This is a genomic window from Dyadobacter sp. NIV53, from assembly GCF_019711195.1.
Lineage (GTDB): Bacteria > Bacteroidota > Bacteroidia > Cytophagales > Spirosomataceae > Dyadobacter.
The window spans coordinates 3,410,758-3,425,265 of sequence record NZ_CP081299.1; the positions used below are offsets into that span (position 1 = coordinate 3,410,758).

14 protein-coding genes and 1 pseudogene are annotated in these 14,508 nt (G+C 35.9%); 13 read left to right on the forward strand and 2 right to left on the reverse strand.

Annotation, left to right across the window (positions count from 1 at the left end):
- The first annotated feature begins 670 nt into the window (after nt 1-670).
- The 13 genes and pseudogenes from KZC02_RS13780 to KZC02_RS13840 all read left to right on the forward strand — a co-directional run.
- Nucleotides 671-3,043, forward strand: a complete 2,373-nt coding sequence (locus KZC02_RS13780) for a tyrosine-protein kinase (protein ID WP_221394618.1) — start codon at nt 671-673, stop codon at nt 3,041-3,043.
- Between the two features lie 176 nt (nt 3,044-3,219).
- A complete protein-coding gene (locus tag KZC02_RS13785; protein ID WP_221394619.1) occupies nt 3,220-4,251 on the forward strand; it encodes an NAD-dependent epimerase/dehydratase family protein in 1,032 nt (343 codons plus the stop codon).
- A gap of 12 nt (nt 4,252-4,263) precedes the next feature.
- Nucleotides 4,264-5,526, forward strand: coding sequence for an oligosaccharide flippase family protein (locus KZC02_RS13790; protein ID WP_221394620.1), 1,263 nt, complete (start codon nt 4,264-4,266; stop codon nt 5,524-5,526).
- Between the two features lie 12 nt (nt 5,527-5,538).
- Nucleotides 5,539-6,027 (forward strand): serine O-acetyltransferase, encoded by a 489-nt coding sequence (locus KZC02_RS13795; protein WP_221394621.1) that lies wholly within the window; start codon nt 5,539-5,541, stop codon nt 6,025-6,027.
- A 61-nt stretch (nt 6,028-6,088) separates the two neighbouring features.
- Nucleotides 6,089-7,027 carry a glycosyltransferase gene (locus KZC02_RS13800; RefSeq protein ID WP_221394622.1) on the forward strand — a complete coding sequence of 313 codons (939 nt, stop codon included), beginning with the start codon at nt 6,089-6,091 and terminating at the stop codon, nt 7,025-7,027.
- Nucleotides 7,028-7,123: 96 nt separating this feature from the next.
- The gene (locus KZC02_RS13805; protein WP_221394623.1) at nt 7,124-7,633 is read left to right on the forward strand and encodes a serine acetyltransferase; all 510 of its coding nucleotides are present in this window, start codon (nt 7,124-7,126) and stop codon (nt 7,631-7,633) included.
- Nucleotides 7,634-7,664: 31 nt separating this feature from the next.
- The gene (locus tag KZC02_RS13810) at nt 7,665-8,474 is read left to right on the forward strand and encodes a glycosyltransferase (RefSeq protein WP_221394624.1); all 810 of its coding nucleotides are present in this window, start codon (nt 7,665-7,667) and stop codon (nt 8,472-8,474) included.
- A gap of 43 nt (nt 8,475-8,517) precedes the next feature.
- Nucleotides 8,518-9,747: an O-antigen ligase family protein gene (locus KZC02_RS13815; RefSeq protein WP_221394625.1), complete on the forward strand. Its 1,230-nt coding sequence runs from the start codon at nt 8,518-8,520 to the stop codon at nt 9,745-9,747.
- A 49-nt stretch (nt 9,748-9,796) separates the two neighbouring features.
- A complete protein-coding gene (locus KZC02_RS13820) occupies nt 9,797-10,576 on the forward strand; it encodes a hypothetical protein (protein WP_221394626.1) in 780 nt (259 codons plus the stop codon).
- The gene (locus KZC02_RS13825) at nt 10,570-10,968 is read left to right on the forward strand and encodes a glycosyltransferase (protein WP_221394627.1); all 399 of its coding nucleotides are present in this window, start codon (nt 10,570-10,572) and stop codon (nt 10,966-10,968) included. Before KZC02_RS13820 ends, KZC02_RS13825 begins: the two co-directional genes overlap by 7 nt.
- A complete protein-coding gene (locus KZC02_RS13830; RefSeq protein ID WP_221394628.1) occupies nt 10,952-11,479 on the forward strand; it encodes a DapH/DapD/GlmU-related protein in 528 nt (175 codons plus the stop codon). The genes KZC02_RS13825 and KZC02_RS13830 overlap by 17 nt, the downstream gene beginning before the upstream one ends.
- Nucleotides 11,476-11,706 carry a hypothetical protein gene (locus KZC02_RS13835; protein ID WP_221394629.1) on the forward strand — a complete coding sequence of 77 codons (231 nt, stop codon included), beginning with the start codon at nt 11,476-11,478 and terminating at the stop codon, nt 11,704-11,706. The genes KZC02_RS13830 and KZC02_RS13835 overlap by 4 nt, the downstream gene beginning before the upstream one ends.
- Before the next feature lie 21 nt (nt 11,707-11,727).
- A pseudogene (locus tag KZC02_RS13840) lies at nt 11,728-12,234 on the forward strand (WecB/TagA/CpsF family glycosyltransferase); the annotation flags it as partial.
- 17 nt (nt 12,235-12,251) lie between these two features.
- On the opposite strand, the gene KZC02_RS13845 reads toward KZC02_RS13840, so the two are convergent.
- Nucleotides 12,252-12,650: a hypothetical protein gene (locus tag KZC02_RS13845; RefSeq protein ID WP_221394631.1), complete on the reverse strand. Its 399-nt coding sequence runs from the start codon at nt 12,648-12,650 to the stop codon at nt 12,252-12,254.
- A gap of 31 nt (nt 12,651-12,681) precedes the next feature.
- On the reverse strand, nt 12,682-14,106 hold the full coding sequence (locus KZC02_RS13850) for a heparinase II/III family protein (protein ID WP_221394632.1): 1,425 nt from the start codon (nt 14,104-14,106) through the stop codon (nt 12,682-12,684).
- Nucleotides 14,107-14,508: the final 402 nt, after the last annotated feature.

The window sequence follows — 14,508 nt, forward strand, 5'->3', positions numbered from 1 at the left end:
AGAGCAATACTGACCCGTAGAATATCAATTTTACGCACACTTAAAGCAAGAAGCATCAATGCGCCAAAAATTAGATTTGTCCTAGTTTTTACCATTTATGTTTTACGCTACAAGCACCTGAATCTTTTTAACCACGGCCAACTTAACACGACTTATGCATTTGATTATCAATTACATTAAATCAAAAAGCACATCTGGAAGGCAATATTTACTTAAAATAACTATGGAATGACCCACAACGCTTCAACCTGGGATATGCACTCTGGCAATGGACCACATTCCGAAATAGATCTACTTTGAAATAATGGGAAAGTACAATATTCGAAGAAAAAAATAGGAATATTGGTATTTGTTAGAATGTATTCTATATTTGTATTACAAGTTATTAAGAACTTATTCTTACTTATTATTATATATTAATTTTATATAATTAAAATAATACCTATACACTCATAGAAATTTTTTGCTTTAATTCAATCTTATAATTGATTCATGCAAATTTTTACTGTACCCGGTTTAGCGTTACTAATTTCCGATTCCAAGTGAGTATTCTTTGTTCCTTTTATACATATTAACACGTACAAACATGTTCAATTATGAGTAAAACCTCTCTGAATCAAAGCTCTGAAGGCATTTCCCTAACAGTATATTTCAAACTTTTTCCATCTATATGAACAAAGCTAATCAGTCCCGAGATCAGCAGTCAAATGCCGAAGATGAAGATTTCGACCTCACCGAATACATCAGGAAATACTTCCGTTACTGGTACTTATTCCCATTATTTGTAATCATATCACTGACAGCAGCTTATTTCTATCTTCAGATAACACAGCCTGTTTACCTCAGCAGAACCACCATCCTGATCAAGGACGAAAAAAAGGGAATCGGGCAAAACCAAAGTGATATACTTCAGGAAATGGCCATGTTCGGTGGCAACAAGTTGGTTGAGAATGAAACTGAGATCCTGAAATCCCAGCCTTTGATGGAGCAGGTGATCAAAAACCTTAAACTGGATGTATCTTATTCTACAATAGACGGAATAAAAACGGTTGATCTCTACAAAAAAAGCCCTGTAATTGTAAAGCCAGCCATTATTACGGAAGAGGGAATTGCGGAGCCAATGACAATTCATGTCACGGATGCCAACCATTTTACAATTAACAGTGAAGGAAAGCCATTTGCTTTTAATCAGCGTTTTCAGAATAAATGGGGTGAGTTTACTGTGCTTAAAGGTGAGAAATCTGATTACAAGGATATTATTATACATTTCTCAAACCCAGCAAGCCTGGTAGAAGGTATGATTGATGGTTTGGCTGTATTACAGCCGAACGTGAAAAGTACCGTTTTGCAGCTGACATACGCGGATGTATCCAAGCAGCGTGGAATGGACATCCTTAATACACTTCTGGATGCATACATTCAGGCGTCCCTTACCGACAAGAACACTGAGGCCAGCAATACACTCAAATTTATTGAAACCCGGTTAGGACTGATTACGGGTGAACTTGGCGATGTGGAAAAGGATGTAGAAACGTACAAAACGTCGAAAGGATTAACTGATATCAGTGCTGAATCACAGATCTTCCTTGAAAACATACAGGAGAATGACGCCAGGCTTAATGAGATCAATACGAAGATCAAAGTACTGGAAAGTGTATATAATTTTATTGAAAATGCCGGCGAAGGCGCTCCTGCACCAGCTACTTACATGATCGATGATCCTGTATTGGTATCACTGCTGACCAAGTTCAATGAACTTGATCTGCAAAGGGAGCGGTATGCACGCACTACACAAGCAGGCAACCCGTTACTGGAAACCATCACTACCCAGCTTGCGCAAACACGCCAGGCAATTAAGGATAATGTTCAGAATTTACGGCGCGGAATGGATGTTACCAAGCAAAACCTGGAAGGCATTAATACCCGTTTTTCAGCCGGACTGCGTACTATTCCGCAAAAGGAAAGAGAATATGTTGGTATCAAAAGACAACAGACTATCAAAGAAAACCTGTATCTGTACTTACTTCAGAAAAGAGAAGAAACTGCATTGGGTTACGCATCTACGGTAACTGACAGCCGCCTGATCAATCCTCCGGTATCGTCCTTTGCTCCTATTGCTCCAAAACGTTCTGTTGTATGGGGAGGGGCAGGCGCGGCAGGTATCATCATTCCGATATTGCTCATTAACCTGATTTTCCTGCTTAACAATACTGTTCAGAGCCGTGAAGAAATAGAGAAACAATCCGGCCTGCCTGTAATTGGCGAAATTGGTCTGATGAAATACAAGGATGGTATCGAAACAGAATCTATTATTACAATGACCAGCCGTAGTGCAGTCGCCGAACAGTTCAGGGCGATGCGTACCAACCTGATGTATCTAGGAAATGGGAGCTGCCGCACGCTGATGTTTACCTCATCCGTAGGTGGAGAAGGTAAAAGTTTTGTTAGTATTAACCTTGCTGCAAGTTTGGCTTACTACGGTAAAAAAGTAATCCTGGTAGGCCTCGACCTTCGTAAACCTACGTTACACGACCGTCTGCAGGTTTCAAACAGAATGGGTGTATCTAATTACATGGTTGGACAAACGGATCTGCATGAACTGATCCAACCAACCGGAATTCATCCGCAGTTTGACGTTATTACTGCTGGCCCGCTGCCTCCCAACCCATCCGAGCTCATCGGTAATGGCCGTCTTCCGGAGCTTCTGGCAGAATTACGCCTGCAATATGATTACATCCTGATAGATTCTCCGCCATACGGCTTGGTTACAGATTCGTCCCTTATTGCAGAATGCGTAGATGCTACATTGTATGTTGTTCGCTACAATTACACATTGCTGGGGCACCTGAAAAAGATAGCTGACCTTCGCAAGTCCAAGCGCTTTAACAATCTGACAGTCATTTACAATGGTGTGAATTATGGGGCGGGTTATGGATATGGGTATGGATATGGTGGTTATGGCTACGGATATTATACTGAGGATGACAAAAGCAAACCAAAGGACATAGGTTCTAAAATTAAAAAGCTAGTTGGTAAGAGCTAAGTATGATGGTTTTAGGCTGATAAATAACAGCTAAACTTCTGTAACTGTCCATATATTTTTCGATATAACTAACTACATACAGAAATAAACAGGCGAGATTAAATCTTGCCTGATTACGATAGCATTCATATGCATTGATTGGCGCTTTTAATTACATTTAATTTACCGATATAAATATGAAAATATTAGTAACAGGTAGTGCGGGATTTATTGGTTTCCATACCGTTAAAAAGCTTCTTGAAATGGGTTTTGAAGTGGTAGGTTTAGACAATATCAATGACTACTATTCACCTTCGTTAAAATATGCCCGTTTAAACGAAGCCGGAATTATCCAGGAAAATATTAAATGGTATTATCCGACACAAAGCGTAAAAAATCCTAAATATAGATTTGTCAGGATGAACTTGGAGGACAAGCAGCAGCTCTTCAGCCTTTTTCAAAGTGAAAGGTTTGACTACGTTATAAATCTTGCTGCTCAGGCCGGGGTTCGATACTCAATTGAGAATCCAGACGTCTATACGCAATCGAATGTCATTGGTTTTCATTACATTCTCGAAGCTTGCAGAAATTTCCCTCCGAAACATCTGGTTCATGCCTCCTCCTCATCTGTATACGGAACTAACGCAAAAATTCCGTTTTCAGAAGATGATAAAGTCGATACCCCAGTAAGCTTATATGCTGCTACAAAAAAGAGCAATGAGTTGATGGCTCATACTTACAGCCATTTGTATAATATACCTATTACCTGCTTACGGTTCTTTACTGTTTATGGTCCTTGGGGACGGCCTGACATGGCACCGATGCTATTTGCAAAAGCAATAACACAAGGAAAGCCTATCAAAGTGTTTAATAATGGTGAAATGGAGCGTGACTTTACTTTTGTCGAAGACATTGCAAATGGAGTAATAAAAACCATGCTTACCAAGTTCTCTGACGATCAGCTTTACCGGGTGCTAAATATTGGTAATGGTTCTCCTGTCAATCTTCTGGACTTTATCAAATCCATGGAGAAATATTTGAAACAGGATGCGATGCGTGAATATTTACCTATGCAAGCAGGAGATGTAAAACGCACATGGGCCGATCAAACATTATTCCATAGTACTGTTGGATATAAACCTGCTGTAAGTATTGATGAAGGGGTAAAAGTTTTTGTGGATTGGTATCAAAAGTTTTATAAAAAGAAAAAAGTATTGCATCATTATTAAACTATTACACCATTGACTACAATACCCTATAAAGGCTTATTAAGAAAACTGGATACTTATAAGCAAATGGTAGCAAACTTTGGGTATCTATCCATTTTGCAGATATTTAACATGGCATTTCCATTGCTTACGTATCCTTATCTTCTCAGAGTACTCGGAGCAGAAACGTACGGAATGGTTGTATATGCACAAGCTTTGGTTGGTTATTTAGTCGTAATGGTAAATTTTGGTTTCAATATTACCGCCACAAAGGAGATAAGTATAAACAGGGACAATAGCGAGAAAATAAATGAAATTGTAAGCAGTGTTTTTATAGTTAAAGGAATTCTCTTTTTACTGTCTTTTCTTTTACTGTCTGCTGCATTATTTTATATAAAGGAAATTCAGCCGTATTCTATCTTATTCTATTTGACATTATGGATGTGTCTTTATGAATTCCTATTTCCTGTCTGGTATTTTCATGGCACGGAGAGAATGAAATATATAACCTTCCTCACATTAGCAAGCCGATTAACATTTATATCGTTAATATTCTTGTTTGTTCATACAAAACAAGACTATACGCTTGTGCCTGTTATAAATGGTGTTGGGGCAATTTCTTCATGTATAATAGCCTGGATAATACTTAAAAGGAACAACGTACAAATCAGACTGCAGCCAGTTTCTACATTGTTTTATTATGTCAGAAAAGCCTATATAATGGCCCTGGCGAATATATCCAATATCTTTAAGACGAACTTTAATCTTGTTGTTGTTAAATACTTCTTTTCTTTCAAAGAAGTTGCTTATTTCGACTTGGCAATTAAAATTTCAAATTTAGGAATCACATTTCTGGATCTTATCAGTCAGACAATATTCCCAAAAATGAGCAGGGTAAAGGACAGCAAATTCTTAATTAAAATGTTGAAACTATCATTTATAGCAGCTCTATTTATGGTAATTTCTATCCATTTATTTGGTGATATTATTATTTCCATAATTGGTGGGGCTAATATGGAGAGTGCAACAAACATATTAAAAATTTTATCTCTCAATTTGCCTATTTATATTATTGGAGCTTTACTTGGAAGAAATTGTCTGCTTATTAATGGTTATGACAATCACATATTATACAGCATGGCATTATCAAGTATATTGTATCTCGTTATGGTTCTAGCGACTTATTATCTGTTTCCAACTAATATGGTGAATAATATTGCAGTGGTGTATGTTCTGTCATTCCTTTTTGAAACAATATATAGATACAAAGTTTGCAGTTTAAAAAAGCTAATTTAACACTCGGTATTTATGAAGATTACTTATAAGTTCGTTCGAGAAATATTCTTTGCAATGGTGTCAGGTGTTTATAATATATTGCTTAGCGTTATTTTCTATAAAACAGTAAAATTATACTTATGTAATCACCTTACAATTGGCATTGCAAAACTGAACAGAAACAGAATTATTTTCCCTCATCCTGTTGGCATAGTTATCGGGCAAAAAGTTGAAATCGGACACGATTGTATTATCTATCAAAATGTTACAATTGGTACTAAAGATACACTAAACTATAAAACAGCCAAGTACCCACGTATAGGAAATAACGTAACTATTTATGCCAATGCGATAATCTTTGGTGATATTACAATTGGCAATAATGCCGTAATTGGAGCAGGTGCTGTGGTTTTCAAAAATGTACCTGAAAACTACATGGCAGTTGGTAATCCGGCGGAAATAATGCCTCTCAATAAACGTCCAATAACAAGGGAACCTAGTCTTATTCACAATACTCATTAATTCAATTATTCACGCTGGTAAAAGGATTTATACTTGATGCGGCAAATTAATTCTCAATACAATGCAAAACTCAGACATTAAAAGTAATCCTCCCAAAATAACGGTATTAATGGGAGTATATAATGAGCCTACTGAGTGGATCAAGCAGTCCATAAATTCTATTTTGACACAAACATTTAGAGATTTTGAGTTTATTATTATTAATGACAATCCAGAATCTGGTGAGCATTTGGAGTTTTTAAATATGATGAAAGCTCAGGATTCAAGAATTGAATTAGTCAATAATGAGAAAAATATAGGCTTAACAAAATCTTTGAATAAAGGTATTTCTATTGCAATGGGAGAATTTATTGCCAGAATGGACGCGGATGATATTGCTGACCCGGCTCGTTTTGAACTTCAGTTGAATTACATGATGAATAATCCATCGTGCGTCGTATGTGGCAGTTGGATGACATCTCTTTCAGACAAAAAAACGTTCCTGATGAAGTATCCAACAACAGATCCTCAGATAAAAAATGTATTGTTACTTAAGAACTGCATTCCTCATCCTACTGCATTTATCAGGACTGCCGTTCTTAAATCAAATTCTATATTCTATAACGAATCCATAAGGTATTCCCAAGATTATGAACTCTGGTGCAACTTGTCGAGCCATGGCACTTTGGGAAATCTGGAACAGCCACTTTTGCAATATAGAATTTCTGATCAGCAAATATCAACCAAGAGATTCAAGGAGCAATCCAAATTTGCACGTACAATCAGAACAACATATCTAAGGCAGACGTTAAATCGCCTGAACCTGAATAGCAACAACGAGTCTGTTCCTGCCAAAATAAAAAAGGCGAAACTTGATAATAAATTTAAACAATACCTATTATCATCTTATTACAGTGACCTTAGTGTGAAAGAATGCATACTTTCTCCCTTAATTAACGGTGACATTTTAAGAATGAAACAATTATATTTTTCTTCAATTAAAATATCAAGAAGTAGGTAAGATTGTTTTAATGTTTGATATCAGTCTGTTCATAGTATAAAATAATACAGATATGATAACAGTAACTTACGTACATGGTACATAAAGGATTCAACAATGAAGCTTATAGACCTTATTAAATCGGATTTACGCGCCAATAAAGGAAACCGAAAGGGACAGCTGGTAGCTTTGTCATACAGATTATCTAATCACATCTATAGAAGTAATAATATACTTGTAAAGTTGTTAGGTTTTCCTATTGTAAAATTTCACCATTGGTTCGTAATCTGGATCATGGGCGTTGAAATTCCTGCAAAAACCAGAATTGGAGAAGGCCTTCAGGTATGGCACGGCACGGCACTGGTAATTAATCAGGATACAGTAATTGGAGATAATGTTTTGTTAAGGCACAGCACAACAATTGGAAACAAATATCTTGGTTCGGGCTGTCCTGTAATTGGAAACAATGTTGAAATTGGGGCACATAGCATATTAATTGGAGACATCAAAATTGGTGATAATGTGACTATAGGCGCAGCAAGTTTAGTAACAAAGTCCATTCCATCGAACAGTGTTGCATATGGAAACCCAATCAAAATAGTATCTAAGTTTAAAGAGACAGCATAATACACTTTTACGTATATTCTAATATTAAGCTATGACCAACCAATTACCATTAGTTAGTATTATTTTGCCAGTCTATAATGCAGAAACCTATTTGAAAGATTGTATTGATAGTATTGTTGGCCAAACCTACAAAAACTGGGAACTGCTTCTTATCAATGATGGATCAACAGACAACTCGGAACAGGTAATTCTTCCGTTTTTGAAAAGTGGATTGGCAATTAAATATATAAAGCAAAAAACCAACTCTGGAATTGCATGTTGTCTGAATCTAGCTATTTCTCAGTCAGAAGGAAAGTATATAGCAAGAATGGATGCTGATGATTTAATGGTTCCTGTTAGATTGGAGCACCAGGTAACATATATGGAAGAGCATCCTGATGTGGGTGTTCTTGGTAGTGCCGTTGAATTTATCGATGAAAAAGGCAATACTATTGCTAATTACTTTTATCCAGAAAATGATGTGCAAATAAAAAAAGTTTTGCCTGCTAGAAATCCGTTTGTTCATCCATCAGTAATGATGAGATCAAATATGCTGAAATCCGTAAAACACTTATATAGAAGCGATTACCCAAGGGCAGAAGACTACGACCTATGGATTAGGTTATCGGCAGAAACCAAGATGGCAAACTTATCGGCAATATTACTAAGATATCGTTTCCACTCCGGGCAAACATCACAGAAAAGCTTAAAGAAAATGTCTTTTGATTTAATCAGATTAAGACTAGATGCCATCCGCCAGCATCTTTTCTCTCCAAGTCATTCCATCTATTTAATAAAACCGTTTTTATACTGGTTGAGTCCCCCTGGCTTTTATCTCAATGGTTACTTCAAAGAGAAATAAGAGACAGAAGAAAAGGTGTTTATACTGTAAAGTAATTCTATCCATGACAAAAAATAAACAGCTGATTCTAACAGTAATTTACGTTGCTATAATTGCATCCATATCTGCGAGATTTGCAGATCTATTTAGCTTGGGCGGAATTAAGAACATTCGTTTTATAGCACCTTTAATTCTTTTACCGCTTCTGTTTTCTAAACCTGTTGATGGATACAACGAATCTGTAAAACCTTTTTTCGGTTCATTATATCGAACATTTATTTTTGTAATTGTCTACACGCTGTTTGTATCATTTATAATATTCGACCTTGGATTTACTTACAGGAATTTTGTAAACCTGATTTTGCTGTTAACACCATTAATAATTTCAGATGCTATCAGTAAAAAAACAAGTTTATTACAGCATCGAAAAGTGATTTATTTTTTATTTTGGTCATATGTCTTTGTATTTTTTGTACAATTGGCAAAAGATGGAATTTCATTAGTAAGTATTCTTACAATATTTCAATCTAATATCATTGTTGATTCTGAGTTTGAAACTGAAAGTGATGTATCGCTTGTACTAGGCCCATATGCTTTATTCTTTCTTCATTATAAAAGGTGGAAATATGCAGCATTTTCTATTTTTCTGGTCATATTAGGTGCCAAGCGGGTTGCAATCCTTGGTTTAGCAATTAGTATTCTTTTTTATTATGTCATTTGCCCTGTTATTTTCAGAAAACAAACTGAGGAAAGACCATCTAAAAAGTTTGCTATAATCTTTTCCGTTTGTGGCATACTTGTAGCAAGCATTTGGGCTATGATTATTGAGGGAACTTTCAGCGATTACATTCAGGAGGTTACTGGTTTGAGTATTAACCGTTTCCTTATGGGTCGTATGGGTAGATTTCAACTTGTATTTAGTAATATCCACGAACATCCTTTTCCGGGATTCGGATATGGATTGGGTTACATTGAAAATATTTTGTACTACGTGGCTAACTTCCCCTCTTCATTTCATAACGATTTTTACAGACTCTATTTAGAATTCGGGGTTATTGTATTCGGTATTTGGCTTTATATTCAAGGTTATTTTTGTACAAGCAATAAATTACTATTTAGCCTTATTATTCTGATTTTTTTACTAATGCAGACGGACAATGTCTTCATGTATGACAGGGTGATGTATGCATTCTATCTGATTTATGCTTTTAATAGAAAGGAATATCTGGCTAATCAGATGGAGGAAACAGAAAATATGGAAGAAGAATATATGGAAGGAGTATCTCAGATTTAATTTTCGTGTATTAATGAGGTTTTTCCCTTTACTTTAACTGAGATTTACAATGGCTTCGATTTTATTCTTTCTCAAGCTTCCTCCACCGGTACATGGTTCAACAATGATGAATAAAATTGTTCAGAATTCTGAGCTTTTAAAAAAATCATTTGAAACTTCTATATTGGAATCCAGTATTTCATCTGATACAAAGGACATTGGAAAGTGGAGTTTGAGAAAGGTCATGTTGATTTTTAAAATTTATTTTGACCTTTATCAATCACTTCGCAAGGATAAACCGGAACTGGTATATTTTGCTTTATCACCTATTTCATTTGCATTTATAAAAGACTTTGTTTCAATAACGATTATAAAGTTTTTTGATATTCCAATTGTATATCATTTACATGGTAAAGGAATAAGCACTTACAGTAAAAAATGGCTTTTCGATATTTTATATAGCCGTGCATTTACAAACCAATTTGCAATAGTTCTGGCCGATGAACTACGATCTGATATTGAAATGTATCGTTTTAAAAGTATTTATACAATTCCAAATGGTATAAAAGCCGATGTTGACCGCAATACATTTGAAAATACGAACTTAAAGAGTCAAACCTTTACATTATTATATCTATCAAACTTCGTCAGATCCAAGGGACTGCTTGAGTTTTTGGAAGCATGTACTTTTTTAAAGAAAAAGTCCTTGGATTTTAATATCAACATCATTGGCAAACCCATTGACATAAAGAAAGAAGAAGTGGAAGATTATATCATTCAGAATAATCTCAAACCTAATTTAAATTTTTTGGGCCCTGCTTACGATAAAAAAAAACAGACCTTATGTTAAGTTCAGACATTCTGGTTTTTCCTACTTTCTATGCCAACGAGTGCCTTCCACTGGTTCTCATTGAAGCAATGCAATGCGGACTTCCTATTATTACGTCCCGTGAAGGTGGCATACCAAGTATTATAATAGACAAGAGGAATGGATTATTAATAAACCCCAAGTCACCACAGGAAATTGCAAATAGCATTGAACAACTTTATTTCCTCCCGGAAGCCAGGTTAAAAATGAGGTTACAGGCAAGATCGGATTATGAAAATTTTTATACTGTTGAAGCCTTTGAGAAAAATCTGGCTAATGTCTTAACCCAAGTTATAAGAAAAATACATGAAAATAATCCGCAACATTCTTTATCGAATTTATTATCTGATCAATTTTATGATCTTAAAGATTAATAAGGTCACAGTTGGTTCACATATTCAGATCGACGGTATTCTGTTAGCAATGAATAAAGGTAGTTTTCGTATAGGAAATAATGTCAGGATCAACTCTGATAAATACAAAAATGTAATTGGGGGTGATACCCGTACCTCTTTCGTAATTGGCAAATTGGCGTCACTCAATATCGGAAATCATGTATCTATATCAAATTCGGCTTTCTATTGTGCCAATAATATTACAATTGATGATTTCGTAATGATTGGAGGAAACTGTAAAATTTGGGATTCCGACTTTCACCCTATTGATCCTGTGATGCGAAAAACAGCTCCAAACGAAAATTTTAAAACTCGCCCGATACATATAAAAGAATCGGCTTTCATCGGAGGATCAACTATCATCCTGAAAGGCGTTACAATTGGTAAAAATTCGGTTATTGGAGCCGGGAGTGTAGTAAGTAGAGATATTCCGGATAACCAGATATGGGCAGGAAACCCTGCTCAGTTTATAAAAAACATTGACTTATGAAGCCATCACGTTTCAATTTTCTGAACGTACAGATATCAGCAGAAAGCCTAAGTACTGCTACATCAAAAGTATTAGGTTATTCATTTCAAAAGCCCGATTACATTTGCTTTCCAGATGCATCGGTGGTAAAAGCTGCGAATGATGATCCCTTATTGCTCAACATACTGAATCACTCCTTCCTGACACTTCCTGATGGAAAACCTTCACAGCTTGCTGCGAAACTATAGGGTTTCAAAAATGTCTCGACTGTTTCAGGATTTTATCTGATGAAAAATCTTTTAAATTCAGGACTGACCCATTACTTCTATGGTGGAGATGAGCAGGTATTGAAAAAAATGGATATTTATCTGAAAAATGATTTTCCGGATGCCAAAGTACTTGGTTATAGATCACCACCTTTTGTACCTGCAGAAGAAATAAAATCCAATCTGCAAATAGCTGATGACATTGAGGAGATTAAGAAACTTAAGCCGGATATTGTCTGGATTGGAATCAGCAGCCCTAAGCAGGATTATTTAATGCACCATCATTATACAAACTTCGATCATTCCCTAATGATTGGTGTTGGCGGCGTTTTTTTATACATTTCCGACGAATCGCTGAAAAGTCCGGAATGGGTTAAGAAAATAGGAATGCGGTGGGCTTATCGCCTTTCAAAAGAACCCAAAAGGCTTTGGCCCAAGTACTATGAAACTATCTTGTTTTTAGTGAAGAATTCTGGTTTTTTTATTAAATCTGCTTTAAACCGCGCTTAAATTTTATCTTATCTCCATTATTCAGATGAAGTAAAATGATACGAGATTGTGTCTGTTAGCTTAGTATTTTTAACACTAAGCAGAATTCTCGTCACCTTTTTTCCCCAGTACGCCTGCATTCTTTTGTCCGTTAAAACCTTTTCTTCCAAAGTAACTTCCAATTGACCCGGATTGTAATTTAAAATGATGCCTGTTTTTGCAGCGCTGTCTTTTGTCGTCAGTTTGATTATACCTCCTTTTTCAATATCAACATTGCAAGGCGTTAGAAAAGATAAGTATGTTTTGCCTTTTACTATTTCCAGTTCATATACTTCTTCTACATCTATCCCTTTATCTCTTTCCAGCACAACGGTGCGGTTCCATTTTTTTACTTTGGCTTCCAGGGGATAAGCTTTACTTATATCCAGATTGAACATTGTTTTTGAACCGTCATCGGTAAACTTCGCATTAGTTGATTTGTATTTCTGTCCTGCTTCCTTGCGGTGTATCGTTAATCGTAGGCAGTGTATGGTACCCGGACTGCATTGTCCAGATCGTGTATCTGCTTTGTTTCTGAAAAGTAGCTTTTGTGTAAGTCTCTACTCCGGCATCAATGATAAACGGCATTCCGTTGTAGAAGACAATATAATTACCCACATCATTGTGGTTGTGATTTTCGCCGTTATTTCCGCCTTTACCCGCCAGGTAAAATCCTTTGTTACTACCCGGGGACGATCTTGCTGAAAATATCTCAATATCGGGAAGCCAGAACGAAGCCTGGTATGGAGCTTTCCCTTTAATCTTTAATGCTTCGTCATAAGAAAATATACCGTTAATACCGCCTCCGTATCCTCTGTAATGCCGGTTTTTAGCGAGATAAGCGCCAAAATTCACCATCGTCGAGTCCATTATACTTTTCCCGAATCTGTAAATGATGTCAACATTTGGATTTGGTTTCGGATGTGCATCTCCAAAATTCATAAAATAACTGCCTGAGATATAGGCTTTATATATGTAAGCCCCTATTCCTTTGATCAGCAGATTATCGTATACGCTGATTTTCCCTCCACTTGCTTTATACAGCAGATCCAGTGAGGTAAATAAAGACCCCCCATTTCTAAACCAGTAATCCGGACCCTCGTCACATCCCCCATCGGGTGGATACCTGTTAAGAAAATTATCAAGATAACCCATTGCCTTGTAAATAGAATTTACCTGGACAAGTTCATTATTCTCCACAAGCAACGCAGAGGAAATCCAGTTTGAAATAATCCACGGTGTCCAGTTGTTTAGCTTTTGATTTGGCTGCTTACCCATCCACGAAAAATCTTTATTCATTACTGGAATAAGAAATCTCTGCTGAATCGCGCTTCGGATTTTAACTTTGATACCCTTGCTCTTTTTTTCAAGATTGTTACCAAGCAAATAATAAACCTCTGCAAGTAAATTAGATGTTTCACCTACAAATAAATCGACCTCTATTTTTTCATGAGCAGGAATATTCCAACCCTTTTCATTCAAAATTGTTTCTACCCCCAGGATAATACTATTGAAATATTTCCCATTACCTGTAATCAACTCGGCTTGTAACAATTGATTCAGTGTTGTTCGTCTTTTGAAATATAAGGTTTCAAAATCCACTCTGTTGCCGGATAATTTATACCCACGTTGTAGAGAATCAGCTATTTCTATCCATGAATAATTTAGCGCTGAATCACCCTGTGTTACATTGGTTTTAATTACCTCGGCCGACAACGATTCCCATGTTTTGCGATCGTCATAAGCAGGATAAAGATTAAATTGTTTGAGGGTGGCCAGATATCTACTTAAATCTTCCTGGCTGCACGTGCCGGTTAGCAAATTCCGGCGATAGTCCTTTACCTGTGCGAACACGGATATATATGTGAATTGAATAAGAAACAGAACAGTCCAAAATCTGAGTAAATGCATGGTAATTATTCTTAACCGGAGTAATTATTTTAATTCAAATAAATTATAGGGACAAAACATAATGCAACAGTATGTCAATTCAGGTTATTTTCAACATAGCACAATCTGGTTACGTATATAGAAATAAGTTATGTGTTAACGAACACGCTTTTTAGTACGAATTAACTGTCCTGCATTTTTCAACAACAAATACTACAAAAATATTTCTACAAATATGATTTTTTTCTAGTACATACTTAATAAATCTACTTTTTACTAAAAATAATTGCTCTTAAAAAAATCAAATGCTGGTAGATTTCTACAATTTAATAGAACATTAGTAAAAGAATTACCTAAGATCATATA

What these genes read in the sequence shown, in the direction of transcription:
- KZC02_RS13805 (WP_221394623.1), top strand. Translation starts at nt 7,124, where the DNA reads ATGAAGCTTATAGACCTTATTAAATCGGATTTACGCGCCAATAAAGGA.
- KZC02_RS13820 (WP_221394626.1), top strand. Translation starts at nt 9,797, where the DNA reads ATGGCTTCGATTTTATTCTTTCTCAAGCTTCCTCCACCGGTACATGGT.
- KZC02_RS13830 (WP_221394628.1), top strand. Translation starts at nt 10,952, where the DNA reads ATGATCTTAAAGATTAATAAGGTCACAGTTGGTTCACATATTCAGATC.
- KZC02_RS13795 (WP_221394621.1), top strand. Translation starts at nt 5,539, where the DNA reads ATGAAGATTACTTATAAGTTCGTTCGAGAAATATTCTTTGCAATGGTG.
- KZC02_RS13785 (WP_221394619.1), top strand. Translation starts at nt 3,220, where the DNA reads ATGAAAATATTAGTAACAGGTAGTGCGGGATTTATTGGTTTCCATACC.
- KZC02_RS13810 (WP_221394624.1), top strand. Translation starts at nt 7,665, where the DNA reads ATGACCAACCAATTACCATTAGTTAGTATTATTTTGCCAGTCTATAAT.
- KZC02_RS13780 (WP_221394618.1), top strand. Translation starts at nt 671, where the DNA reads ATGAACAAAGCTAATCAGTCCCGAGATCAGCAGTCAAATGCCGAAGAT.
- KZC02_RS13845 (WP_221394631.1), bottom strand. Translation starts at nt 12,650, where the DNA reads ATGTTCAATCTGGATATAAGTAAAGCTTATCCCCTGGAAGCCAAAGTA.
- KZC02_RS13800 (WP_221394622.1), top strand. Translation starts at nt 6,089, where the DNA reads ATGCAAAACTCAGACATTAAAAGTAATCCTCCCAAAATAACGGTATTA.
- KZC02_RS13835 (WP_221394629.1), top strand. Translation starts at nt 11,476, where the DNA reads ATGAAGCCATCACGTTTCAATTTTCTGAACGTACAGATATCAGCAGAA.
- KZC02_RS13825 (WP_221394627.1), top strand. Translation starts at nt 10,570, where the DNA reads ATGTTAAGTTCAGACATTCTGGTTTTTCCTACTTTCTATGCCAACGAG.
- KZC02_RS13815 (WP_221394625.1), top strand. Translation starts at nt 8,518, where the DNA reads ATGACAAAAAATAAACAGCTGATTCTAACAGTAATTTACGTTGCTATA.